Origin of the sequence: Streptomyces sp. NPDC050485 (genome assembly GCF_044458185.1) — a bacterium.
In the GTDB taxonomy this organism is placed as follows: Bacteria; Actinomycetota; Actinomycetes; order Streptomycetales; family Streptomycetaceae; genus Streptomyces.
This window is the reverse complement of sequence record NZ_JBITHR010000032.1, coordinates 1-23,205: the sequence shown is the minus strand read 5'-3', so window position 1 is coordinate 23,205 and position 23,205 is coordinate 1. Positions and strand designations below refer to the sequence as shown.

General features: G+C 67.4%; 20 protein-coding genes and 4 pseudogenes. 4 read left to right on the top strand and 20 right to left on the bottom strand.

Features of this window, described 5'->3' with window-relative positions:
• Position 1: 1 nt before the first annotated feature.
• Positions 2-817, bottom strand: coding sequence for an ABC transporter ATP-binding protein (locus ACIBK6_RS37360; protein ID WP_399057102.1), 816 nt, complete (start codon positions 815-817; stop codon positions 2-4).
• The gene (leuA, locus tag ACIBK6_RS37355; protein ID WP_399057100.1) at positions 814-2,610 is read right to left on the bottom strand and encodes a 2-isopropylmalate synthase; all 1,797 of its coding nucleotides are present in this window, start codon (positions 2,608-2,610) and stop codon (positions 814-816) included. The genes ACIBK6_RS37360 and leuA overlap by 4 nt, the downstream gene beginning before the upstream one ends.
• A gap of 196 nt (positions 2,611-2,806) precedes the next feature.
• On the opposite strand from leuA, the gene ACIBK6_RS37350 reads away from it, so the two are divergent.
• The gene (locus ACIBK6_RS37350; RefSeq protein ID WP_399057098.1) at positions 2,807-3,496 is read left to right on the top strand and encodes a FadR/GntR family transcriptional regulator; all 690 of its coding nucleotides are present in this window, start codon (positions 2,807-2,809) and stop codon (positions 3,494-3,496) included.
• Between the two features lie 705 nt (positions 3,497-4,201).
• Here the strand turns inward: ACIBK6_RS37350 and ACIBK6_RS37345 are convergent.
• The 11 genes and pseudogenes from ACIBK6_RS37345 to ACIBK6_RS37295 all read right to left on the bottom strand — a co-directional run bounded on the left by ACIBK6_RS37345 (position 4,202) and on the right by ACIBK6_RS37295 (position 12,274).
• A complete protein-coding gene (locus tag ACIBK6_RS37345; protein ID WP_399057154.1) occupies positions 4,202-4,438 on the bottom strand; it encodes a hypothetical protein in 237 nt (78 codons plus the stop codon).
• 235 nt (positions 4,439-4,673) lie between these two features.
• A complete protein-coding gene (locus tag ACIBK6_RS37340) occupies positions 4,674-5,897 on the bottom strand; it encodes a cytochrome P450 (RefSeq protein WP_399057096.1) in 1,224 nt (407 codons plus the stop codon).
• Between the two features lie 322 nt (positions 5,898-6,219).
• Entirely contained in the window at positions 6,220-6,363 is a 144-nt protein-coding gene (locus tag ACIBK6_RS37335) for a transposase (RefSeq protein WP_399057094.1), read from the bottom strand.
• On the bottom strand, positions 6,332-6,859 hold the full coding sequence (locus ACIBK6_RS37330) for a hypothetical protein (protein ID WP_399057092.1): 528 nt from the start codon (positions 6,857-6,859) through the stop codon (positions 6,332-6,334). The genes ACIBK6_RS37335 and ACIBK6_RS37330 overlap by 32 nt, the downstream gene beginning before the upstream one ends.
• Positions 6,860-6,884: 25 nt before the next feature.
• On the bottom strand, positions 6,885-7,061 hold the full coding sequence (locus ACIBK6_RS37325) for a hypothetical protein (protein ID WP_399057090.1): 177 nt from the start codon (positions 7,059-7,061) through the stop codon (positions 6,885-6,887).
• Between the two features lie 166 nt (positions 7,062-7,227).
• A pseudogene (locus tag ACIBK6_RS37320) lies at positions 7,228-7,464 on the bottom strand (hypothetical protein); the annotation flags it as partial.
• A 28-nt stretch (positions 7,465-7,492) separates the two neighbouring features.
• Positions 7,493-7,885, bottom strand: a pseudogene (locus tag ACIBK6_RS37315) (amidase family protein); the annotation flags it as partial.
• Positions 7,872-8,099, bottom strand: a complete 228-nt coding sequence (locus ACIBK6_RS37310) for a hypothetical protein (protein ID WP_399057088.1) — start codon at positions 8,097-8,099, stop codon at positions 7,872-7,874. The pseudogene ACIBK6_RS37315 and the gene ACIBK6_RS37310, both read right to left, overlap by 14 nt.
• A gap of 141 nt (positions 8,100-8,240) precedes the next feature.
• Positions 8,241-10,091 (bottom strand): asparagine synthase (glutamine-hydrolyzing), encoded by a 1,851-nt coding sequence (gene asnB, locus ACIBK6_RS37305; RefSeq protein ID WP_399057086.1) that lies wholly within the window; start codon positions 10,089-10,091, stop codon positions 8,241-8,243.
• A 157-nt stretch (positions 10,092-10,248) separates the two neighbouring features.
• Positions 10,249-11,469 carry an MFS transporter gene (locus ACIBK6_RS37300; protein WP_399057084.1) on the bottom strand — a complete coding sequence of 407 codons (1,221 nt, stop codon included), beginning with the start codon at positions 11,467-11,469 and terminating at the stop codon, positions 10,249-10,251.
• A gap of 640 nt (positions 11,470-12,109) precedes the next feature.
• Positions 12,110-12,274: a hypothetical protein gene (locus tag ACIBK6_RS37295; protein ID WP_399057083.1), complete on the bottom strand. Its 165-nt coding sequence runs from the start codon at positions 12,272-12,274 to the stop codon at positions 12,110-12,112.
• 128 nt (positions 12,275-12,402) lie between these two features.
• On the opposite strand from ACIBK6_RS37295, the gene ACIBK6_RS37290 reads away from it, so the two are divergent.
• Positions 12,403-12,867: a hypothetical protein gene (locus tag ACIBK6_RS37290; RefSeq protein WP_399057081.1), complete on the top strand. Its 465-nt coding sequence runs from the start codon at positions 12,403-12,405 to the stop codon at positions 12,865-12,867.
• Positions 12,868-13,155: 288 nt separating this feature from the next.
• On the opposite strand, the gene ACIBK6_RS37285 is transcribed toward ACIBK6_RS37290, so the two are convergent.
• Complete coding sequence (locus ACIBK6_RS37285) at positions 13,156-14,427, bottom strand: pyridoxal phosphate-dependent aminotransferase (protein ID WP_399057079.1); 1,272 nt, start codon at positions 14,425-14,427, stop codon at positions 13,156-13,158.
• Between the two features lie 283 nt (positions 14,428-14,710).
• Positions 14,711-15,298, bottom strand: coding sequence for a TetR/AcrR family transcriptional regulator (locus tag ACIBK6_RS37280; protein ID WP_399057077.1), 588 nt, complete (start codon positions 15,296-15,298; stop codon positions 14,711-14,713).
• 182 nt (positions 15,299-15,480) lie between these two features.
• Here ACIBK6_RS37280 and ACIBK6_RS37275 point away from each other — a divergent pair, with 182 nt between their 5' ends.
• Positions 15,481-15,891 (top strand): DUF6463 family protein, encoded by a 411-nt coding sequence (locus ACIBK6_RS37275; protein WP_399057075.1) that lies wholly within the window; start codon positions 15,481-15,483, stop codon positions 15,889-15,891.
• A gap of 154 nt (positions 15,892-16,045) precedes the next feature.
• On the opposite strand, the gene ACIBK6_RS37270 is transcribed toward ACIBK6_RS37275, so the two are convergent.
• Positions 16,046-16,399 carry a hypothetical protein gene (locus ACIBK6_RS37270; RefSeq protein WP_399057073.1) on the bottom strand — a complete coding sequence of 118 codons (354 nt, stop codon included), beginning with the start codon at positions 16,397-16,399 and terminating at the stop codon, positions 16,046-16,048.
• A gap of 169 nt (positions 16,400-16,568) precedes the next feature.
• Here ACIBK6_RS37270 and ACIBK6_RS37265 point away from each other — a divergent pair, with 169 nt between their 5' ends.
• Entirely contained in the window at positions 16,569-18,557 is a 1,989-nt protein-coding gene (locus ACIBK6_RS37265; RefSeq protein ID WP_399057071.1) for a transglycosylase domain-containing protein, read from the top strand.
• Between the two features lie 476 nt (positions 18,558-19,033).
• Here the strand turns inward: ACIBK6_RS37265 and ACIBK6_RS37260 are convergent.
• The 4 genes and pseudogenes from ACIBK6_RS37260 to ACIBK6_RS37245 all read right to left on the bottom strand — a co-directional run.
• Positions 19,034-19,624 (bottom strand): annotated as a pseudogene (locus ACIBK6_RS37260) (helicase); the annotation flags it as partial.
• A gap of 48 nt (positions 19,625-19,672) precedes the next feature.
• Positions 19,673-19,771, bottom strand: a pseudogene (locus tag ACIBK6_RS37255) (transposase); the annotation flags it as partial.
• A 192-nt stretch (positions 19,772-19,963) separates the two neighbouring features.
• Positions 19,964-21,646, bottom strand: a complete 1,683-nt coding sequence (locus ACIBK6_RS37250) for a peptidoglycan-binding protein (RefSeq protein ID WP_399057070.1) — start codon at positions 21,644-21,646, stop codon at positions 19,964-19,966.
• A 923-nt stretch (positions 21,647-22,569) separates the two neighbouring features.
• The gene (locus ACIBK6_RS37245) at positions 22,570-22,842 is read right to left on the bottom strand and encodes a hypothetical protein (RefSeq protein ID WP_399057068.1); all 273 of its coding nucleotides are present in this window, start codon (positions 22,840-22,842) and stop codon (positions 22,570-22,572) included.
• Between the last annotated feature and the right edge of the window lie 363 nt (positions 22,843-23,205).

Genomic DNA, 23,205 nt, shown 5'->3' with positions numbered 1-23,205 from the left:
TTCACCGCTGAGGGGCCGCCGGCCCCGGCGGGCGGCGGGTCCGCACGGCCCAGCGTCCGTCGATGCGGGTCAGCCGGACCGGGTGGTCGAAACACTTGCTGACCTGGTCGCCGGTCAGCGCCTCATCGACCGGACCCGACGTGAGGACGCGGCCCTCACGCAGCAGCACCACGTGGGTCGTGCCGGGCGGAAGCTCCTCCAAGTGGTGTGTGACCAGCACAGAGGACAGCTCCGGGTAGGTGTGCTGGAGCGCATCGATCCGTTCGATGAGTTGCTCCCGGCCGGTGAGATCGAGGCCGGTGGCCGGCTCGTCCAGCAACAGCAGGCGCGGATCGGGCATGAGTGCGCGGGCGATCAGCGCCCGGCCTCTTTCGCCCTGGGACAAGGTGGGCCACCGCGCCCCGGCGCGTTCGCCCAGGCCGAGGAGCTCGACGAGGGAGCCGGCCTTGGCGCGCTGCTCGGCCGTCGGCTGCCGGCGGGGGACCGGCTCGATGGAGTTGGTGAGCCCGGTGAGCACCACGTCCTGGACGGTCAGGGGCGAGCGCAGCGGGTGCCGTGGGTCCACATGCCCTATGTGGGAACGCAGTTGGCGCAGATCGACCCGGCCCAGCGTGTGACCGAGGATGTCGACGGAGCCCCGGGTGGGATGCGTATGCGCGCCGAGCAGGCCGAGCAGCGAGCTCTTCCCCGCGCCGTTGGGCCCGAGCAGCGCCCAGTGCTCGCCGGGCTGCACGGTCAGCGACACCTCGTGCAGGATCGGATTTCCGTCGCGGACGAGGTCCACGCGGTGTGCCCGCAGCACATGGGGGGCGGTCACGGCCGGGCCCGACCGGCCCGATTGGCGGCGGCCAGCACGGCGTTGACCGAGGCGGCGAGGACGGAGGTGTCCCGCCCCGCGCCCCAGCGGATGACACCGTCCACCCGGCATTCGGCGTAGGCGACGGCCGGGCTGTCCGGTCCGGCGCCGGTGGAGTGCTCGCTGTGGTCGAGGATGTCGACACTGATCCCGGCAGCGCTGAGGGCACCGGCCAGGGCGGACAGCGGTCCACTGCCGGTTCCGCGGTACTCGCGCTCCTGCTCACCCGCGCGCAGGACACAGCTGAACTGGTGCTGCCCCGGGCCGATTTCACTGGTCTCGAACGACACCAGTGTGGTCGGCCCCTCCTGAGCGGGGGCGATGTATGTGGTCCGGAAGAGCTCCCACAGGTCCTTGTGGGAGAACTCCTTCCCGCTGGCGTCGGTGGCCCGCTGCACCGTGCGGGAGAAGTCCGGACGCATGGACTTGGGCAGGTCCAGGCCGTGATGCGTGCGGAGCAGGTGGGCGATACCGCCCTTGCCGGACTGGGAGTTGATGCGGATGACCTCCTCGTACGTACGGCCGATGTCACCGGGGTCGATCGGCAGATAGGGAACCGTCCACGGCGCCCGGCCCGCCGGGACGCCCAACTCGGCCGCCCGCTCGGCATGGTGGGCCATGCCCTTGGCGATGGCGTCCTGGTGGGTGCCGGAGAACGCCGTGTGCACGAGGTCGCCGCCGTAGGGGTGGCGCGGGTGGACCGGCAGCCGGTTGCAGTGCTCCACCACCTCCCGTACGGCGTCGATGTCGGAGAAGTCCACCATCGGGTTCACGCCCTGCGCGTAGAGGTTGAGGGCCAGGGTGACCAGGTCGACGTTTCCGGTCCGCTCGCCGTTGCCGAACAGACAGCCCTCCACCCGCTGCGCCCCGGCGAGCACGGCGAGTTCGGCGCAGGCGACGCCGGTGCCGCGGTCGTTGTGCGGGTGCACGGAGAGGATCACCGAGTCGCGCCGCGCCAGATGGCGGTCCATGTACTCGATCTGGTCCGCGTACACATTGGGTGTGGCGATCTCCACCGTGGCCGGCAGGTTGTGGATCACCGGCCGGTCCAGGCTCGCCTCCCACAGCTCGGTCATGCTGTTGCAGACCTCCAGGACGAAGTCCGGCTCCGTGAGGTTGAAGACCTCCGGGGAGAACTCGAACCGCACGCCGGAGCCGGGCTGTTGCTCGGCCCGCCGCATCAGATGCGTACCGGCGTCCAGGATCAGCTGGTGAACCTCCGCCCGCGAGCGCCCCAGGACCACATCGCGCCAGGTCGGAGCGGTCGCGGTGTAGAGGTGGACGACGGTGCGGGGCAGTCCCTGGACGGCGGCGACGGTCCGGTCGATCAGATCGCGCCGGGCCGCCGTGAACACGGAGACGGTCACGTCGTCGGGCACCGCGCCGCTCTCGGCGAGATGGCGTACGAAGTCGAAGTCGGTCTGGCTCGCGGAGGGGTAGCCGACCTCGATCTCCTTGAAGCCCATGGTGACCAGCAGGTCGAACATGCGGCGCTTGCGTGCGGTGTCCATCGGTTCGGCCAGCGCCTGGTTGCCGTCGCGCAGGTCGACCGGCACCCACAGCGGGGCACGGTCGAGACGGCGCCCGGGCCAGGTGCGGTCGGCGAGCGGCAGGGCGACCCGCGCGTGGGCGGGCTGGTAGCGGTGGTGCGGCATCGCGCTGGGACGCTGCGGATTCCATGCCGGAGCATCCACCGGTACGGCGGCGGACGGGGTGCGCAGAGTTGGAAACGTCGCGGTCTGGGACAGAACCATGAGGCGGAACTTCCTTCGGTCGACCTGTCTATACCTGTCGGCGACCGGCGCAGCCCAGCACCCGCTGCGGGGTGCCAGTCGGGTCAGGCCCCGCAGCGGCAGCCGAGAAGGAGAAGCTCACGCAGCGACATGCCGGTACAGTAACCACAGATGAAGTCCTCAGACAACCTGAGGTGTTGAAGAGGAAGGATCCCGGATGCCACTGGACGCCCTGCGGCCAACGCCCTTGGTGGAACAGGCCATTGACCGCCTGCGTGCGCAAATCGCCCAGGGGGAGTGGCCCGTCGGTACGAAGCTCCCCAGCGAGAACGCCCTCGCCCAGGCCCTCGGCGTGGGCCGCTCGACGGTCCGCGAGGCGTTGCGCGCACTGGCCGCCGGGGGACTGGTGCAGCCACGCCAGGGCGCCGGCGTCTTCGTCATCGCCACGACGCCCACCGAGGACTGGCCCACCCGACTGCGCCAGGCGGCCCTGACCGATGTGTACGAGGTCCGCATGATGGTCGAGGTGGAAGCGGCACACCTGGCCGCACGGCGCCGCACCGACGACGACCTCACTGCCCTCCGCGCGGCAATGGACGGCCGCCGGGCCGCGGCCGCCGGAACCCACGCGGAATTCGTCGACGCGGACATCGCCCTGCACACGGCGGTGATCGCCGCAGCCCACAACCCCGTCCTCACCGCCCTGTTCACCGAATTCGCCCCCGTACTGCGCAAAGGCCTCATCACCCTGCTGGAACTCGTCGACCTCCGCTCCCACACCCCGAACCACGGCGAACAGGCTCATGCGGCCCTCGTACGGGCCATCGAGGACGGGGATGCCGAAAGGGCGGGGGCCGTCCTGCGAGACGAACTGACGGAGACCCTTGGGCAGTTGCTCGCGATGTGACCGCAGCCCGTGGCGGCCGAGCGGGGGTTAGGGTCTGGTTTCCGGTTTCGCAAGCGGGACGCCATAAGACCTGGTGTCGCGCCGAGCCGGGCTTGCGACCAGATGACGGGGCTCACCTGCGTGCTGCTACGCACGGGCGGCGAGAGCCCCGATGGAGGTCCGGCCCTGTCCTCGGACGCCAACATGCCCTCACCGACGCACAGTTGGACACGATCCGCCGCCCGGGCCCTCCTCACACCGAAGGTGTCCGTGTACGTGGGAGCGACCTTCTTGAACATGCTCGGCTTCTACGGGAGAGCTTGGTCGTCACGCTGCTCAGCACACTCCTGAGCGAATGTTCCCAGCACCACCGAGGGACCGTCCTCGCCTTCTACAGCTTCGCGACCAACCTTGCCGTGCCCCTGGGGGCCGCCGTGCTCGGCCCGTTGTTCACGGCGTACGGATTCCCCGCCGTGGGCCGGGTCTACGCCGCCATCACGCTCGTCGCCTTCGCCCTGAGCGCATGGGCACGCGGGAGGGGCGCCGAGCGGGCCCCGGCCCGCGACGGCACTCTCAAAATCCGGCTGCTCCGGATCTGGATTCGCGGTCGCCCAGGCCGTGCCCCCGGCGTTGTGGGACGGGACGGAGACCGCGTACGCCACGCAGCAGCACCGGAGGCCGGTTCCCGTAACACGGGGTACCGGCCTCCGGTTGTTCTGCGGATTCCTAGTCGGAGAGGTCCAGGGAGAGCCGGATTGCGCGGGAGACGGCTTCCATCTGCTCGTCGGGGACGATGCCGAGGTAGGAGCCGGAGGTGAGGAAGGAGACGGTGACCGTGTGGAGCTGTGTGCCGATCACGGTGGCGCCGACGGGCTTGCTGATCGGGGCGGACAGCAGGGTGTCGGGGGCGGTGCCGGTGGTGTCGCAGACAGCGCCCACGACGGTGAGCGGGTATGCGGACAAGTGGCCGTCAGCCCGGTGGCCTCGGCGAGATCCGCGAGCAGCCGTGCCCCGGCATGACCAACCACCCCCGAACCATCGGCAGTGACATGAACCTTGGGACGCACCCGATAGCCTGCACGTAGAACGTGCCCTCCGCCTGGACCGACGGAACCCCTCAGTAAGGTTCATCGCCCCAGGTCAGGAAGGCACTTTCGCGTTTCCGCCCCACCAGCCGTACCCAAGTGAAACGGCGAGGCTAACGGAGGTAGACAGGGAGTTCCTGGTAGCCGTTGACTATGAACGAGGGGACGGGCCTGAGCTGGTCCGAGGCGACAGCCAGAGCCATGTTCGGGAAGCGATTGAACAGGGCGCGCAGTGCGATGGTGGATTCCATTCGTGCCAGTGGTGCGCCCAGGCAGTAGTGGGGGCCGTGTCCGAAGCCGAGGTTATCGCGGCGGTCCGCGCGCAGGACGTCAACGGTGGCCGCGTCAGGTCCGTAGGCTTGGGGGTCGAGAGTGGCGGCGGCAAAGGAGACGATGATGGGGTCGCCCTTTTTGATCAGCACGTCGCCGAGTTCGATGTCCTCGACCGCGTAGCGCAGTGGCATGTAGGCAGCCGGGGCCTTGGCTCCCAGGGTTTCGGTAACCGCGTCGTCCCAGTCCGCGCGGCCGGCTTGGATATGGGCCAGTTGCTCGGGGTCGGTGAGCAGCGCGGCGACGGTGTTGGTGATGAACGTGGTGATGGTTTCCTGGCCTGCGGCGAGGACGAGCCTGAGGGTGTCGAGGAGCTCTTGCTCGGTCAGGTGGTCACCGTGGTCGCGTTCGTGCAGCAGGGCGGAGGTCAGGTCATTGCCGGGGTGTTCGCGCTTGGCGGCGATCAGACGGGTCAGTACGCCGTCGATGTCCACGACGGCCTGGGTCATTTCCTCGGCTTTGGAAGAGCTGTTGAATGCGACGTCCATCGCGTCGCACAGCACCTTCTCGGAGTCTTTGCTCATGCCGAGCAGCTCGCAGATCACGCGGATGGGCAGCAGCTGGGCGTAGTGCGCGCGCAGATCCACCGGCTTGCCAGCGGGGGTTGCTGCCAGCGCGTCGAGCAGTTGGGCGGTGAGCTCCTCGATGCGGTCTCGGAGCGCCTCGACGCGGCGCGTGGTGAACGCACCGGCGACCAGTCGGCGTAGTCGCGAGCGGCGTTCACCGTGTGTGGTGAGCATGTTCTGGCTGGAGACCCATTCGAACAGTGGCCATTGTGGCGTGATTTGGCCCTGAGCGAAGGCCGGCCAGTGCAGCCGGGCGTCCTTAGAGACCCGCGGGTCGAGGAGCAGTTGCTTGAGGTACTTCTGGTGGACGACCGCCCATGCCTTGATCCCGCCGGGCAGTTCAACCTGGGCGGCAGCCCCCCGATCGCGGAGCATCGCTGCCTCTCCTGCCTGATTGCGCCCCAGCGCGTCAAGCACGTACGGACACACGGCTGTTCCCATTCCGCACCCCATTCGATTGGGCCTGGCCCAACGCAAGCTAACTCACGCGCATTGTGTGGTACTCGGCTTCGCTGCCGGCTGGCCGGAACCGCGATCAATATAACAAACCATTCAGTCGGTTTCTAGTGTGTGGGGGTTCCCCGGCGACCTGGAGGAGTTCGAGAGGGAGCTGGACGCGACAGGCCTGGACGACGGGCCTTGGGTCAAGGCTCCTTCTCGCTCATCTCCCGCCGCAGCGGCTCCAGCTCGGCACGCTCGGCCTCGCGTATCCGTCCACCCGGCGCGGGCTCGGCCGGTCGGACGACGCCGACCCGTTACGGCGTCACCGTGACACCCGGCTGTGCAGCGTGCCGGAGTGCACGCCGAGCTCCTCGGCGACCTCCGGGATCGGCCTGCCCGTCTCGATCCCGATGCGTACAGCACCCTCACGAAACTCAGGCGTGTACGTCCGCTGCTTGGACCCCATGAACACCAACTTCCCCTGCAATCACGGACCCCACGCTATGAGGGGGGACACAGGCCGGTCTCCTCCAGCGGCCGGAGCGGGGGCGTTCGACCTTCTCGGGCTCGATCAGCTTGCTGCCGCCCTGGGTGATGAGCTGCCAGGCGGTGTAGAGGACCTGGCCCCACTGATCGATCGTGTCCGGCTCCGGCGTACTGAAGGAGTGTCCGAGGGGGTAGACGAGCTCGTTGTCCCAGCCCAGCAGGGTGGGGAACGGCGGGCGGAGGGCGGCCATTTCGCCCGCGGTCACCGGCGTCCCGTCCGGAGTCGCCCCCACCACGGCGGCCGGGTCCATGTCCGCGTACCCGGCGCTGCTTTCAGGGGAGTAGAAGGTGATCCAGACGCCGTCGGTCTGGTCGGAGAGCCGACGCAGCGAGCCCTGTCCCAGGTGGGACCAGGTGATCGGCCCGTCGGACACGGTCAGGGTGCGCGGGGTCCAGCGGCCCCAGGATGCGGCCACGATGGGGACGGTGCGGTGCCTGCGCTCACTCCACGCCCAACTCCGCGAACGCGGTGCGCTGCTCAGAGGCGAGTCCGTCGCGCCTTGACTTGGTGTTCGAAATCCATACACCCAGCCGGACAGGCACCGCGTGGTCCTCGCCGTCGACCGCGATCTCCTCGCTGTGGCCGCGAGGCACCAGCCGCCGGCCCTCGCGTCCCACCCATTGCGTCAGGGCCGCCAGGCCACGCTGAAAAGCCTGCTGCGCCTTGCTCAGGCTCTTCGCCTGCGCGGCCGCTGGGGCCGGGTACGGGCCGTGCGGCGGGTGTCACGCCGAGTGTCGTCAGCCGTTTCTGCTGTGCGGTGGACAACTGCTTCCAGGTGCCTGGTTGTTGTTGCCGCTGGAGCCATGTGCCCAGGTCGTCGCCGTCCATCAGCACGCCCGGTGCGACGTTGGGCAGGCTGCCGCCGGCGTCGGCCAGGTCGGGCAGGACCCGGTAGTGGCGTTGCCAGTCCAGGGGCCAAGGGCAGTTCCAGTCCTGGTCGATCGCGGTGAGCTGGACGGCGCGGGTGGTCGCGGTGTCCTTGTTCTTGCCGAGGCCGCCTTTCCTTCGCAGGTTCGCCATCAGCTGTCCGATGGCCAGCCGTTCATAGCAGGCCGTACGCGAACTCGTGGGTGTGCGTCTTGCCGACCAGGATCGCCCCGGCAGCCGAGAGCAGCGCCGCGACCGTGCTGTCCGCGGTGGGCACGCGCCCTTCCCACAGCCGTGAGCTCGCGGTCGTGGGGATCCCGGCCGTGTCGATGAGGTCCTTGAGGCCGTACGGGATGCCGTGCAGCGGGCCGAGACGATCGCCGGCCCGGATCTCCCGCTCGGCCCGTACGGCCGCCGCTCTGGCCTGTTCGGGGACGACGGTGACGTACGCGTTGAGCCGGTCCTCGACCGCGGTGCACCGCTCCAGGACCGAGTCGACGAGTTCGACGGGCGACAGCTCGCCCGTGGCGATCGCCTCGGCGGCCGCGCTCAGGGTCAGTTCAAAGGGCCGCATCGGTGGGCTCCTGCCGTACCGCTGGGTACTCGCCCGCGGCGCGGAAGGCGGAGGCGGGGGCGATGCCTTCCAGGTCGAGGGTGCGCAGCAGGCCGAGTATGCCGCCCAGATGTTCGGCGAACTCGGCCACCTGGAGCGGGAATTGATCGGCGACGGGGTCGGCATCCGTTCGCCGTGCCCCTTCCGACGAGCCGGAGCTTTCCGAGGACGCCATCGAAGGTTCCTTTCCGAGCCGGACAGAACCCGAAGGGGAGACGAAGAACCCGGCGGCCCCCTACGGGGGATGCGAGGGCCGCCGGGAGAGTGGGGACGTGCCACGGCCGGGCCGCGGCACGCCAGGTGGGACCGGGCCGGATCAGAGGTCGACGGTCACGTCGTACTTCTCCAGCCAGGCGTTCAGCCACAGCGGCACTTCGAGGTCGATGCGGGTGATCTGGGTGCTGGCGGTGCTGATGCTGCCGTTCAGACGGCCGTGCACCTTCTCCAGGTCGAGGAGCGGCAGGATCGGCGCGTTGCCGCCGCCGATGACCTCGGCGAGCCGGTCCCGGAGCTTCTTCTCGTAGCCCGAGTCCTGGGTGCTCGGGTAGGGGGCTTTCACGCGCTTGACGATGGACTCCGGCAGCACGTCGCGGGTCGCGGCGCGCAGCAGGCTCTTCTCGCGGCCGTCGAAGGTCTTCATGGCCCACGGCGCGTTGAACACGTACTCCACGAGCCGGTGGTCGCAGAACGGGACCCGGACCTCCAGGCCGACCGCCATGCTCATCCGGTCCTTGCGGTCCAGGAGGGTGTTGAGGAAGCGAGTCAGGTTCAGGTAGCTGATCTCGCGCATGCGCTTTTCGAGACCGGTCTCGCCGGCCAGGACCGGCACCTCGGCGATGGCATCGCCGTAGCTGGAGCGCCGGTAGCCGGGGATGTCGAGGGTGCCGAGCAGGCTCCCGTCGAACAGCGGGGTGCCGTCGTAGAACGGGCCCGGCGTCGAGGTGAGCCAGGGGAACGTTTCGGCGGTGAGGACCTCCGGGTCGTGGAACCAGCTGTAGCCGCCGAAGAGTTCGTCGGCCGACTCGCCGGACAGGGCCACCGTGGACCGTTCGCGCACCGCCTTGAAGAGCAGGTACAGCGAGGGCCACAGGTCGCCGTACCACATGGGCGGCAGGTCGGTGGCGTCGAGCACGGCGGCGCGCACCGCCGGGTCGCTCAGGTCGTCGCTGTTGAGCAGGATCTCCTTGTGCTCGGCCGCCACGTGCTCGGCGAGGTCGCGCACGAAGGGGGCGTCGGGCGTGCTCCGCAGCGGGTCCGGGACGAAGTTCTCGACCGCGCCCACGAAGTCGACGGAGAACGAGCGCACCGGGCCGGCCCCTTCGGCCGCCAGCGCCTTGGCCGCGAGCGCAGTCACCGCCGACGAGTCGAGACCGCCGGACAGGAGGCTGCACAGCGGCACGTCGGAGATGAGCTGGCGCTGGACGGTGTCCTCCAGCAGATCCCGCACCGTGTCGATGGTCTTCTCCAGGGAGTCCGTGTGCTCCTTGGCCTCAAGTGCCCAGTAGCGGCGCTTGGTCAGACCTTCCCGGCGCACCCGCACGGTGTGGCCGGGCCGTACCTCGTGCATGCCGGTGAAGATGGCGTGCTCGGGTGTCTTGACCATGTCGAGGAGTTCCCGCAGGCCGTTGGTGTTGACCCGGCGGGGGATCTCCGGGTTGGCCAGGATGACCTTGGGCTCGGAGCCGAACAGGACGCCCTCGGCCGTCGGGTAGTAGTAGAGCGGCTTCACGCCCATCCGGTCCCGCACCAGGAGGAGTTCCTCGCGCCGTACGTCCCAGATGCCGAAGGCGAACATGCCGTTGAGCTTGTCGACGACGCCTTCGCCCCACTCCAGGTAGCCGCGCAGCACGACCTCGGTGTCGCTCTGGGTGCGGAAGCGGTGCCCGCGCGATATCAGGTCCGCCCTGAGCTCCCGGTAGTTGTAGACCTCGCCGCTGAAGGTGAGGACGGCGAGGAGACGTCCGTCCTCCTCGGCGGTCATCGGCTGACGGCCGCCTTCGAGGTCGATGACCGACAGGCGGCGGTGGCCGATCGCGGCGTGCGGACCGATCCACACGCCTTCGTCGTCCGGGCCGCGGCAGGCCATCGTCTGGGTCATGGCGTCGACGGTGGCGCGCTCCTGGGTGAGGTCGCGAACGAAGTCTATCCAACCCGCAATGCCGCACATGTGTGACGTTCTCCTTAGGTCGACAGGCCGACGATGAGCACCGGGTGTCCGGGCACTCCGAAGACAGGTGTGGGTATGCGCCGTTCGCAGAGGTCGGCCCGCCGCGGGCGAAGGGGGATGACCGCGGCGGGCCATGCGGGAGAGGGGGTTCCGGGCCCTACTGGGACTCGGGGAACGAGATCTTCCTGGCGCGGTGGAACCAGGCCGCGAACACCATCAGGACGGCGGCGCAGCCGCCGAGCGTCATGACGGTCGAGGGGGAGGAGTGGTCGATCACGATGCCGCCCATCAGCGCCCCGATGGAGAAGGTGGCCTGGAACGACGCTGTGAACACGACGGAGGAGGCTTCGGGGGAGTCGGGGTTGGCCTTCGCGAACCAGGTCTGCGAGCAGACCGGCACGGCGCCGTAGGCGATGCCCCAGACGATCAGCAGGGCCACCGCGCCCAGGTCCCACCGGCCGAGCACCGGCAGCAGCAGGGTGACGCAGGCGATCATCGCCGCCGCCGCCGCGAAGGTGGCCCGCGGGTAACGGGTCACCGCCGACCCGCCGAGGAAGTTGCCGACGATGCCCGCGACACCGTAGATGAGCAGGTACACCGTGATGAGCCCGGAGCTCACATGCGTCACCTGCTCCAGGAAGGGGGTGACATAGGTGTAGGTGCCGAAGTGGGCCAGCACGATGAGGAAGGTCAGCACCAGGGCGAACCGGGTGTTGATGCTGCGGAACATGCCGCTGAGCACGTTCAGGCGGGTCGCCTGCACGGCCGGGAGTGCGGGCACCACCACGAGTAGCAGCACGAACACCGCGATGGTGAAGACGCCCATGACGAGGAACGTCGTTCGCCAGCCCGCGATGTCCCCGATGAACGTGCCGAGCGGGACGCCGAGCACCGAGCCGAGGGGCACCGCCGAGAAGATCACCGAGGTGGCCCGGCCCACCTGTTCCGCCGGGACGAGTCGGCCGGCGAGCCCAGCCCCGATGGACCAGAAGCCGCCGATGGTGATGCCGACCATCACCCGTGAGATCAGGATCATCCAGTAGCTCGACGCCGCCGCAGCCAGGAAGTTGGCCAGCGCGAGGATCAGGATGAACGCGCCGAGCATCACCCGCCGGTCGATGCGCGCGGTGGCCACAGTCACCACCGGCGCGGAGATCGCGGCGAGGAAGCCGGGCATGGTCATCATCAGCCCGGCCATTCCGTCCGAGATGGTGAAGCTGGACCCGATCGACGTCAGCAGACCGATGGGGAGGATTTCGGTGGTGACGATCGCGAAGATCCCCATCATCACCGAGATCACGGCCAGCCAGGGGACCAGGGGTGAACGGAGAGTCGGCGCCGCTGAGTCTTCGACGGAAGTGGTAGTTGCTGTGGACATGAATCCCGTCCTGTGTTGGGCATCACATGAGGTGTGATCACTAGTCCAGCAGGGACGGCAGCCAGCTTCTGGCAGATTCTCGACACCAACAACAGGCATCCTGGGCGATGTCGCGTCTTCGCGATGTGCCCCCGGCGGCCGGAAGTTGAGCATCTTTGCTGGTCAGATGGGTGCATGTGGTGCCAAGGAGGCGCATCCGGGACCCCCAGTGCCCTACTCCCGGTACGTGGACCTGCCGACTACTTCCCCAAGTCGACGAAGGGGAGACCGGGCCTATGAGGGGTCACGGTGGCTGGGAGGCAGGCATCCGCCGCCCTGGCCGCGGCCGGGCTCGAACTTGCCAAAGTAGCTCCAGATCGGGCCGATGCGGGCAGACGGAGGGAAGCCGTCCGCGGCGATGGCGCCATCGCGATCACACCTCCCTCGCATCCGCCCTGACCAGCAGTGATGCGACGGACTTCGGGGCCACAGCCTTTGCGGAATACGGCGTCACGCCTGCGGAGAGCCAGGTTGACCTGTCCGGAGGCGATTGCTGAACTGATGCGCACAGCCGTCGGGACGCCCATCCAGGGACGGAATCCATGTGCGCAATGACCGCCCCTTCCCCTCTTCATTTCCGGGTCTTTTATTTGCGCGCACCTCATTGAGACTTCGTCGTGTCCGGACTCAGATTGGTGCTGTCGAAATCTTGCCAGTGTGGAGGTGTGGCAGCTGCCATGATCGAGACCTGCTCGAAGAGATGATCCACATGCAGGAGCAGGCCCCGCCAGACGTTGGCGAGTGCATGGTCGATCGTCACGAGCATCTGATTCTGTCTGCGATGGCTGATATCCCCCGTTTCGACCGTCGGAGGCATACAAGCTGGCGTGGGCGTGCTGTCGCACCATATGACTCGCGAATCTGCCTGCCGATGGATGGATACGGAGGTATCACATGTCAACCGATGATCGGACCGGGGCATTCAATCAAGATACCCGCGCATTGCTGAACACCGTCGCCGTCTATCGCATATCAATTGCAAACCGCTGTGAGGAATTGACAGACCCTCAGTTCGATGAATTCGTCGCCATGCTGAAGCCGGGTGGGATGATTACGCGCATTCTGCGAGAGCTGACGAGCCACGAACTGAACTGGCTTGCACACATGAATGAGCCTTCCTTGCCAGGAAGCGTTCGCCAGAGCGAGTTGCCATCACACGAAACCCTGACCGGCGCGGATGTGCTCGCTGCATGGCAGGTGACGAGCGAGCGTTCCCGGGAAGCCACCCGGCACTTGAGCGAGCTGTGCACCCAAGGGGCGCTCGAAGAGGAGAAGTTGCGCATGGAGTTGATTCCGCTGATGGCCACTTATGCATGCTGCGACGCCAAGCTGCAAATAATCCGCCGTGAATGCAATTAACTCGGTGTTGGCCTCGACTTGAGGTGCAAGGATGAACATCATTGCAACATAGGAGGATTCGAGGATGATTGATCACTTGGATGACTCGGCCCGGAAGGTGATTCAAGAGAAGGCCACGGGTATGAGCCATGCGGATGCCGTGACCGAGGAAGCCCGCATTCGGTCTGCAAGGGAGCAGCTGGGGAGTCTGCACTGTTTTGAGTCCTACTGGCAACAGAAGTGCCTGGACTTCCAGCTTGTGGAATGGCAGCGCATCGTCAATCTGCTGAGCGAGGACGGCTTCGGATCCTACTCGCGGGACAAGGACCCTGTCGTACGGGAACTGGAAGCCGCAGAAGGAATGACGAGCAAAGTCCCTTGATGCGCGTGAGCCGGGTGACGAGCGGCTGACCGGGCGTTGCGTGCCTGGCGGGCCCGGGCCGGGGCGGACCCGCAGGCGTTGTTCCACCTGACGGCCGGGGCCCGCCCGCGGTACGGGATGTCGCCGTCCGTGAGGGCGCGGCGAGTGTCCTCGAACGCCGTGGTCAGCCAGCCCCGGTACTGCCGCATCAGCTCCAGCGGGTAGCTCTTGCCGTCGACGACAGTCTTCAGCATGGCCCCGATGACACGGTGCTTGAGCGAGTCGAACGGGCTGAACCAGGCGTAGCTGTTCTGCTTGTCCTTGATGCCCTGCATGGCCAGATGGACCACCGGCGACTTGGAGATCACAACTCCCGCCTTGAGGCCTGAAAGACCGAAGTCCTTGGCGAATCCCCACACGACATGGACCCGGTCCCGCGCCTCCGGGTTGTTCTTGTAGGCGTCCAGGGCCAGGGCGCTGACGAACTCCGGCCCGGCTCCGGCGAGTTGGGAGTGCGCGTACATCTCGTCGGAGACGATGTGCATGCCGGTCTCGGTGAGCACCCACCGGTAGATGCTCTCCAGCAGGTCCTTGCCGTAGTTGTCGCCCAGGGGGTTGTTGGGATTGGTGAGGACGAGCAGCTTCGGCGGCTTTGGCTGGGTCCGGTAGGCGCGCTGCACATCGGCCAGGGTGAGCTCGAAGTTCTCCGGACCCTCCTCCCGGAGGTGAACGGGAACGGCGACCAGCTCGGGCCGCTGCTCGAAACACCAGTTGAAGCCCTGCCAGTAGGGCGCGGGCAGCAGCACCCGATCGCCGATCTCCAGGATCCCGCCCTCCCTGAGCGCGAACGCCAGGCACTCCAGAGCAGCCGACACTCCCGACGTGCCGAAGACGTCCTCGCTCTTCAGGTCCGCGGAGAACATCGGGCGGAGCATGTCCGCAATGCCCTGGCGGAGCTCGGAACTGCCGTACGACGGTGCGTACTTGACGTCCTTCTGCTCCAGGACCCCGAGCCGTTCGAACACGTTGTCCCGCAGCGACGGATAGACCAGCACGTTCTCCGCCGTGGCCAGGTTGGTCACGTCCGGGTACAGCTCCTGGTGGACGGCCAGCCGGTGCTCTGGGTCGGCGGCCCCGGCGAGCAGTGCCGTGATCTCCTCGGAGGTCCGCTCCTCGCGGCTCTGCTGCCCTGTCGTGGTGCCCTTCGGGTTCGCGGTCATCGCGGGTTCCTCCGTCGGCAGATGTCACTTTCCCGGCAAGCCCCCATCTTTCGGGAGGATCGCCGAAGATGAACAGAACACGAACCGGCCAGGTGGCGCGGCGACGGCTTGGCGTTCCAACCCTTTAGCCATATCCGGAACTGGGCGTGCCAACGAGTGCGTGGACAGCCGGTCTTGCCTCCCCGTGGATCGCGTGGCTCATCTGGTGGGTGTGAGCACCAGCGTGGGGCCGGTGGGGTTCATGGAGTCTTGAACGGACACTCAACCAGGAGGAACGGCCTTGTCAGTGCGGCTCGGCGGCTCCGCCGGGGGTGCTGTGGTGCCGGTCGGCCAGGGCGGTGATTCCTGCTGTGGCCGCGGTGGCGAGGTCGGTGATCATGGCGTCGTCGACGGGCAGGTTGATGATGTAGAGGGCGGATGCCAGAGTGCCGAGCAGTAGCAGATGGGCCATCGCGGGGTCGACGGTCCCGGCCAGCTCGCCGCGGGCCATGGCCTGTTCGATGATTTCGGCGAAGATGGCCTGTTCGGCGGCCAGGAAGGTGTCTTGGAACCGCTTATCCAGTCCGGGATTGACGGCGATTTCGCTGATCAGGGCCGGTGCCAGCTGTCGGGCTGCCGGTGTGGCCATGCGGATGTGGAACGCGCGGACAAGCGCCAGCAGGTCCCCGTGCAACGAGCCGGTGCCGGCCAGCGGCGGCAACTGCTGCTCGTACATGGTGGCAGCGAACGCCATCTCGGCCTTGGACGCGTGGCGGCGGTAGATCGCCGCTTTGCCCACCCCGGCGCGCGCCGCGACCTGGTCGACGGTCAGCGCCGGGTAGCCGACTTCGTCGATCAGCTCGCGCGTGGTCTGGAGGATCTTGTCATCCACGCGGCTGTCTCGGGGGCGTCCGCCCCGTTGTCTTCTCGCCGTCATGCCTGCACTATACGGAACGAGAGTATCGAAACGATAGTATCGGAACCATGGTTCCGGAGACCGCGGGACCTCACTACGCAGAGACAACCGAGATGAAGTCGCACCGCGTGGCTTCGCGACGAGAACGGAGAACACGGATGATCAAGTGGGCTGGCTGGATCATCACGTTATTCGGAGCCGCACACACCGTCCTCGCCCTGACGGTGGAGAAAGCCGCGCGCCACGCCGGGACATGGTTCAGCGGCGGACTGTGGAGCGAGGACCTTGCCGACATGAGCCCGGCGGGCAGCGCGTACTGGCTGAGCCTGGAAAGCTTCGGCCCACCGCTCATCCTGGTCGGCCTGACGGTGCTGTGGCTGGACCGCCGCGGCATCACCCCGCCGGCGTTCATCGCCTGGACGCTGGGAGCCTGGACCGTCGTCGACGCCATAGTTCTCCCGTTCACGCCCTGGCCGCTCTTCGTGCTCGCGTGTGCCCTGCTGCTGATCGGAGCCCGCCGCGCCCGTCGCGACAACCCCGCATCCAAGGCCGGGCTTCCACGAGCGTGAACATAGGCCGTGCCAGGGGCAGATGGCATGTCGGTATGAGGCTCCCCAACAGCAAGCGTCACGGGTCCTCTGGGCGATGACCTCCGTCATGACGCGTCGGCTCACGGGCACCACGCTGTCCTCCTGGAGGACAGCATGAGCGACAGCCCGCAGATCAGGGACGGTCCTCGCCTACGTCGACGCCCGGGAGCGCGAACTGGGCGAGCAGGCCGGACAGCTCCGCTCGTCCATCGAGGAACTCACCGCGTGCCTCGGCGAACTCGACGCGGAGAGCGAGAACCTGCGCATCACCCGCAAGACCCTCCTCGCCATCCTCCGACCGGAGCCCGTCGAGGAGACGCCCTGCCTCGACGTGCCGGACCACCCGGCCTACCAGCAGATCCTCACCGACGCCGGCCGTCCGATGCGGGCCTACGACCTGTGCGAGGCATTCGATCTGCCGATCCTCCCGAAGAACACCGAAGGCATGCACCAGGCCGTGGTTCAGCAGTCGGCGCAGATTGAACATTCCGGGCCGGAACGTGAGTGACAACCTCAGCTGTCATGGAACTCTCGTAGAAGCAGCTGTCATGGAACGGTCATAGACCGGTCATAGGATGCTCATGAAAGGCGGCCAACCGTTCGGTGTGCCCCGTTCGTCTTCCCGGCGACACCGATATCCAGGGATTGGTCGGACCGTGGGCAAGAGGCAGCAGCAGGAGAGCCGAGAAAAGCCGGCGAGGCGTCATCCGCGGGGCAGGAGCTTCGTCGACTATCCGCGCCGGGGGAGAAGAGGCCTGCGCCGCTGGCTGCCGTCGTGGCGGCTGGTACTGGGCACGGTCGTGCTCGGTGTGGGCGCTCTGGTCGGCCTGTTCGCCTGGGCGTATGCGAGTGTGGACATTCCCGACGAGAACGCCGTCGCCGTCCAGGAAGCCAACACGTACTACTGGGCGGACGGTACCCAGATGGTGAGCCTGGGCAAGGTGAACCGCAATATCGTCCACCTCTCGGACGTGCCGGAATCCGTACAGAACGCGGTGATTGCCGCCGAGAATGAGAGTTTCTACAGCGACCCCGGAGTCTCGTTAAAGGGAATTTTACGGGCCGCCGCCAGTACGGTGGAGGGGCAGGAGACGCAGGGTGGTTCCACCATCACTCAGCAATATGTGAAGAACACGTATCTCTCGCAGGAGCAAACTCTCACCCGAAAGGCCAAGGAGTTTATTATTTCGCTTAAGCTCGACCGGACAAAGAGCAAGCAGGACATTCTCCAGGGCTACCTCAACACGAGCTGGTTCGGCCGCGGGGCGTACGGGATCGAGGCCGCCGCGCACGCGTACTACGGCATTCCGGCGAGGCAGCTCGATCCGGGCCAAGGGGCCGCGCTGGCCGCGCTGCTGAAGGGCGCCGAACTCTACGACCCGGCGACGAGCCGCGCCAACCACGAGCGTGCGGAGGACCGCTGGAAGTGGATCCTCGATCGCGAGGTCGAGGCCGGGCTGATGTCGCAGCAGGAGCGCGACAAGCACCGGACCTTCCCGGAGCCGGACAAGCAGTCCATGGCCACGAACCTCGCGGGCCAGACCGGCTATCTCGTCGACGTCGCCAATAAATACATCAAGGCGCACTCCATGATCACCGACCAGGACCTGGCACACGGCGGCTACCGGATCCACACCACGTTCGACAAGAAGCAGGTGGAGCAGCTCACCGCGTCCGTCGAATCCGTCCTGGCGAAGAACATCGACCCGAGGAACCGGGAGGCCGACCGGAACATCCAGGTCGGCGCCGCCTCCGTACGCCACTCCGACGGCGCCGTCCTCGCCCTCTACGGCGGGCCCGATGCGACGAAACAGTTCACGAACAACGCCGACACCCTCGGCGTGCCGGTCGGCTCGGCCTTTAAACCGTTCGTCCTCGCGGCGGCTCTTCAGTACGGCACGGAAAGAAGGGACGGCGACCGGACGTCCGTGTACTCCGGGGACTTCTACGGTAACGCCGGCAAGCTCCAGAGCCCGTCCGCGACGGCGGCTCCGGACGGCTCCCACCCGAGCCTGCGCCAAGCCCTGGCGACGGGCGGAAACGCCACCTATGTCCGCCTAGGCAAGGAGGTGGGACTGGAGGCGGTGAAGGACATCGCGATCCGGTCGGGCCTGCTCGAGAACAGCATGGCTCCGCTGGAGGACACCTTCTCCGTCGGCACGTCCACGCCCAGTGCGATCCGCATGGCGGGCGCGTACGGCACCTTCGCCAACCACGGCCTCCAGAACGACCCCTACTCGGTGACCAAGCTCGTCAAGGACGACGAGTCGGTGGGCGGCTTCGAGAGCCGCACGAAGGCCCGGCGCGCCCTGCCCCGAGAGGTTGCCGACGAGGTGGGCGACGTCCTGCGCGAGGCGGGGAGCAAGATGTTCGCCGGCGACACGGAGTGTGCCGTCGGCGCTCCCGTCGCGGCGGGCCGCACCGGCGACCAGGACCGCCTGAAGTCGGCCTGGTTCGTGGGCTGGGCGAAGTACATCTCCACCGCGGTGACAATGTTCCGTATGCAGCCCACGGACGGCAAGCTGCTGCCGATGTCGGACGTGGGCGGTGACACGGGACAGCGGGGGAACGCCTTTCCCGCGAAGATCTGGGGCGACTACATGGACGCGAACCCGCGCGGCTGCACTCCCGCCAAGGCTGGGTAGTAGGGCTTGCCGGGGTGTGGATGACGCGTGGTCGCTACCGGACCCGAAACGGTTCAATGTCGGGTTTGTGTGGGCTCTGATCCCACTTTGTGGGATCAGAGCCCACCGCCCAATTGACACAGCCATGCCCGGCCGGCGTCGCAGCGAAGGCCTCGACATCCTCGGCCCGGCAAGCAGGTCGAACTCCTCTGCCGCCTCGATGCCCAGTGGGCCGAGCAGTTCCGGGCAGGTATCCCCGCGCAATGCCCGGGGAGTTCGGCTAAAGGACGTGGACACCCATCCGCTCACCTGATGCCGCATCAGTCGCTCCCGCGAGGCACCGAACTCTCCAGCCAGTACGCGCCGGACACCTCAGCGAGCACCACACCCGTCCCGCCCCGCTCTCCCACGCACCTCAGCTGAAGGCGGTCACGGCTATCCCATCAACAACCAGCACGTTGCCTTCATGTTGATCTTTAGCGTCGCTGAACAGCCGTGTAGAGAGCGGCGGCGGTCTTGGGCAGCTTGTTGGCGAATGCTTCGGCTTCCTCGACCCGTTGGTGGAAGGTCATGACGGTGCGCAGGTTGTGGGCTGCGGCTTGTTCCAGGAGCGCGGTCTGCAGCAGGGCCGGGCGCCGGTCCCGCAGCGCCTCCTCGGACAGCTCGGGAACGGGTTCGGGGTCACGGATTTCGAGGAGGTCGATCTCGAAGGCGGCGAGGATCTCGCGCGTGATCGCCTCGGACAGGCCGAGCTTCCACCTGCCGAACGCGGAGTTGGGGTCATCCGCCATGGACGCGATCTCCAGCTCGCGTCCGTCCCGGTCGTGCTGCGGCCGGGCGGCGGCCAGGATGCGGGAGTGGCGGTGAGGTAGAGCCGGAAGTCGGGCGGGGATCCGCGTGTTGTCGTGGATGGCGGCCCATGCCCGGCCGGGGTCCCCGGCGGTGCCGTGCGCTTCGTCCATGACGGCCAGGTCGAAGCCGTCCATCCGCTGCCCGTGCAGCCGTTCCCCGCCTGCGAGGGCCGTCTCCAGCGGCCCGCTGCCCATCCCCAGCTCGTCGTCGCGGTCGACGAGGGAGGCGTGCGCGGCGGCGTTGGCGGCCTTGTCGAGGGCGCCCTTGAGCCAGGGGTTGCCCTGACCGGCCGGGCCCGCGGTGTTCTTTGCGCCGGACTGGATCGTGCGCGGATACAACTTCGCCCAGGAGACGAGGTGTTCGGGGGTGGGGAAACGGCTCATGTCCGCGCCGATCTCGGCAAGGATGATCTGGGCGGTGGCCGCCGAACTCAACAGCCGCCCACGCAAAACGCTCGGCTGGGAAATCCCAGCCGAGCGTCTCACTAAGCTCCTGGCAACAGCCAGTTGATCAATTGTGTTGCAGCGACCCCTGGAATTCGCCCGTGGCTCGCGGGGGCGTTCCCTGAGGCGGGATCAGGCGACGACGTGGTACCAGAAGAAGTTGTGGCTGTCGAGACGCAGGCGGACGTAGTGGACGTCCGTCCCCGTCTGCTGTGCCTCGTACATCATCTCCTGACCGGAGGAGTCCTTCCCGGCGTAGATGATCACGTGGTGGGTGTGCCACGTGTGGTCACCGAAGTACTCGAGGTCGCCGGGCTGGCGCTGGTCCGCGGAGATGGGCACCAGGTGGCTGTCGCTGGTCTGCTGGTTGGTGTCACCGCCGTTGGCGAGATCGATCCCGGCGCCGAACCAGTACGCGGTACGTACCAGGCCCGAGCAGTCAAGGCCGACTGTGTGCTCCGCCGGGCAGGGCTGGATGGATCCCGTGTAATGGTCGCAGGTGCCCGTCGAAGGACCGGGCTGCCCGTGCCCGCCGCCCCACACGTACGGGTAGCCCACCTGGTTCTTGGCCGCCGCGAGCACCTTGGTGTAGTCGATGGACCCGGTGTGCGGCGGAGGGTTGCCCGTGGAGATGGGTCCCGATCCGCCGCCGTACAGGGCATCCTTGGTCGCCGGGCCCACGACACCATCCGCCTGGAGGTGCCTGCTGTTCTGGAAGTTGCGCACGGCGGCGGCAGTGCCTTGGCCGAAGTCGCCATCGGCCTGAATACCGGCCCCGAGGCGGTTGAGCATGTTCTGGAGCGTGGTGACGCAACCGCCCTTGGCACCCGTCTGGAGGACTCCGCACTGGGTGCGCAGGTCCATCGCCGTCGACGAGCCGCCGCCGCTACCGCCGTTGCCACCGCTGCCTGAACCGCTCATTCCGTACAGCGCGTTCTTGGTGGCGGGGCCGACGACGCCGTCGGCGTCGAGGTGGTGGGCCTTCTGGAAGTCACGTACCGCAGAGCCGGTGGCCGGGCCGAACTGGCCGTCCACGGCCACGTGGGCCCCGGCGGCGTTGAGCTTCTGCTGCAACGTGCTGACGCAGGCCCCCTGGCTGCCCGGGCTGCCTTGGCTGCCCGGGCTCTCCTGGAGGGTGCCGCAGTCGCTGAGCAGGTTGATGTCCGAACCGCTCCTGGTAGGCGATCCGTTGAGTGCGGCCTTGGTGGCCGGGCCCACGACGCCGTCGACGACAATCCCGTGGTCCTTCTGGAACTTGCTTACGGCGGTGTAAGTGGCCGGGCCGAAATTGCCGTCGGCGGCCACGTGGGCTCCGGCGGCGTTGAGCTTCTGCTGCAACGTGCTGACGCAGGCTCCCTGACTGCCCTGCTGGAGGGTGCCGCATGCGTTGGACATGTCGACGCTTCCCTTGACGCCGCCAGCGGCGGAGTCAAGGGCCGTTTTGGTGGCCGGTCCGACGACGCCGTCGGCGCCGAGGTGGTGGGCGCTCTGGAAGTTGCGCACGGCGGCGGCGTTGGCCGAGCCGAACTGGCCATCGGCGGTGATCCCAGCGCCGGTCAGGTTCAGCTCCAGCTGGAGCTGGAGGACGCAGCCGTCGCTCTCGCCCTGCTTCATGTCGGTCGGGCACGCGGGGGATTCGAGAGCGATTCCGCCCCCGGCGTTCCCGGTGTTCGCCGCGGAGTAGGCGAGGAAGGACCCGCTGTTCGGCGCGGCCAGGGAACGGGTGCCGGCGTCCGCCGCGGAGTTGCTGTCCGTGTTGCCGTTCGTGGGGTCGCATGCGGTGAGCATGGTGACCGCGACCAGCAACCCCGTCAAACCGACGCGTGTAGACGTCCGGCGTGGTATTCGGAAGGGGCCGAGCATAAGAGGGTTCCCCCAGTGAGTGGTGTTCGTGGGTGAGCGAGCACTCTCGGGCTGGGACGGCAGACCGGAGCGATCAACGCGGGACAACTGTGCGGCGCTCCCGCACGCCTTTCCGCCGTCCTTGGGCGCGATGAGGCCGCCTGACCCCCGTCCCACCGCTGTGACCAGCGGTTTGGGACGCCGTCCCGGATTTTGCTTGGGACGCCGAGAGCGGAAGAACCCCATGCCTGGCCGACCGCCCGGCTCCCGTAACGGCTCTCGCGCGCGCCACCACGCACCAGGCAGAGGGTCCCAGGCCCCCGACGCTGACCCGACATCACCTTCGCCGACAGCCACGCCGCCCACGGCAACTTCCGCAACTGGGCCCGCCTGACCGCCCACTCCCACACCGCCCTCCAGCGCACCGGCCGCACCCGCGTCGACTAGGAAGTACTGCGCTGGGCCTTCAGTCGCGGATATGGCGTGCTCTCAATCGCGAGACATCATGACGGTTCGGGTGGGATCGTCGACTATGACTAGTGCCGACTCCACTCCCGGGCTGTGTAGCTTCTGCAATGAAGCCGCAGTTGAAGACCTGCCCCAGCCACGCGCCACACATCTGGACCCGGATCCAGCGCCGCTGCCTGTATGTACAACGCACCGGCGGATCGTAGTTGCCGGATCCGATCCAGGACCTCGGATCCGGTAGTCGATACCAGCGACTGGTATTCGGCGTTGAAGCTGCAGGGCCCGCGAAAATGGGCGGTCTCCGGTAGATCGAGACATCTGGGGTTCTTACGTGCTGCATCACATGAGAGGGGGTGACCGTATCTCAAGAGAGATGAATTGCAGCCCTTCGCTTCAGTCTGAGCTGCCGGATTTTGACTGGCGATGATTCAGGTTTCTTGCTCATCCACGGGATGATGCGGGGCCGGTTTCTTGTATCGCTGGCGGAGCCAGATGATGGCCCCTGCCACCAGGGGCGGGCCGAGGATGACTGCTTTGACTGCGGCCTTTGAAGCGAGCCAGGCGATGCCCCAGTAGTGCCATCCGAAGAAGTGCCAGGCGGCTACCCAGACGAGTCCGGCGATGCCTATGGCCAGGACGGCAACCAGGATGGTTTTACTGCGGGTTCGGGTGGTTTCTGGTCTGGTGGAGTCTTCGGTCATGTGTTTGAGCATATGAAACGCGGTCAAGGTTAAGTTCTTCGCGCCCCGTGGCTCGGCACGAAGACAAGACGAACCACGGTACCCGTAGCCAGACTGGCCCGCGGAGCGGGCCGGGGCTTGGAGGCGAAGCCGAAAAGCCGGGGTGGGGGAGCGCAGCGAGCCCGCCAGGCCGAGCAACCGCGAGGCCAAGTCCCAAGCAAAGCACGGGACTTCACGGCCCGAAGGGCCGGCCGAACAAAGCTCGGCAACTGGGTTGCGCAGCAACTCAGTTCACCGGGAGAGCGCAGCGAACCCGGGAACCGACCTGCGGAGCAGGTCGGTTCTCTGCTCAGCGCGCAGCGCTGAGGGACCCGCTCCGCGGGG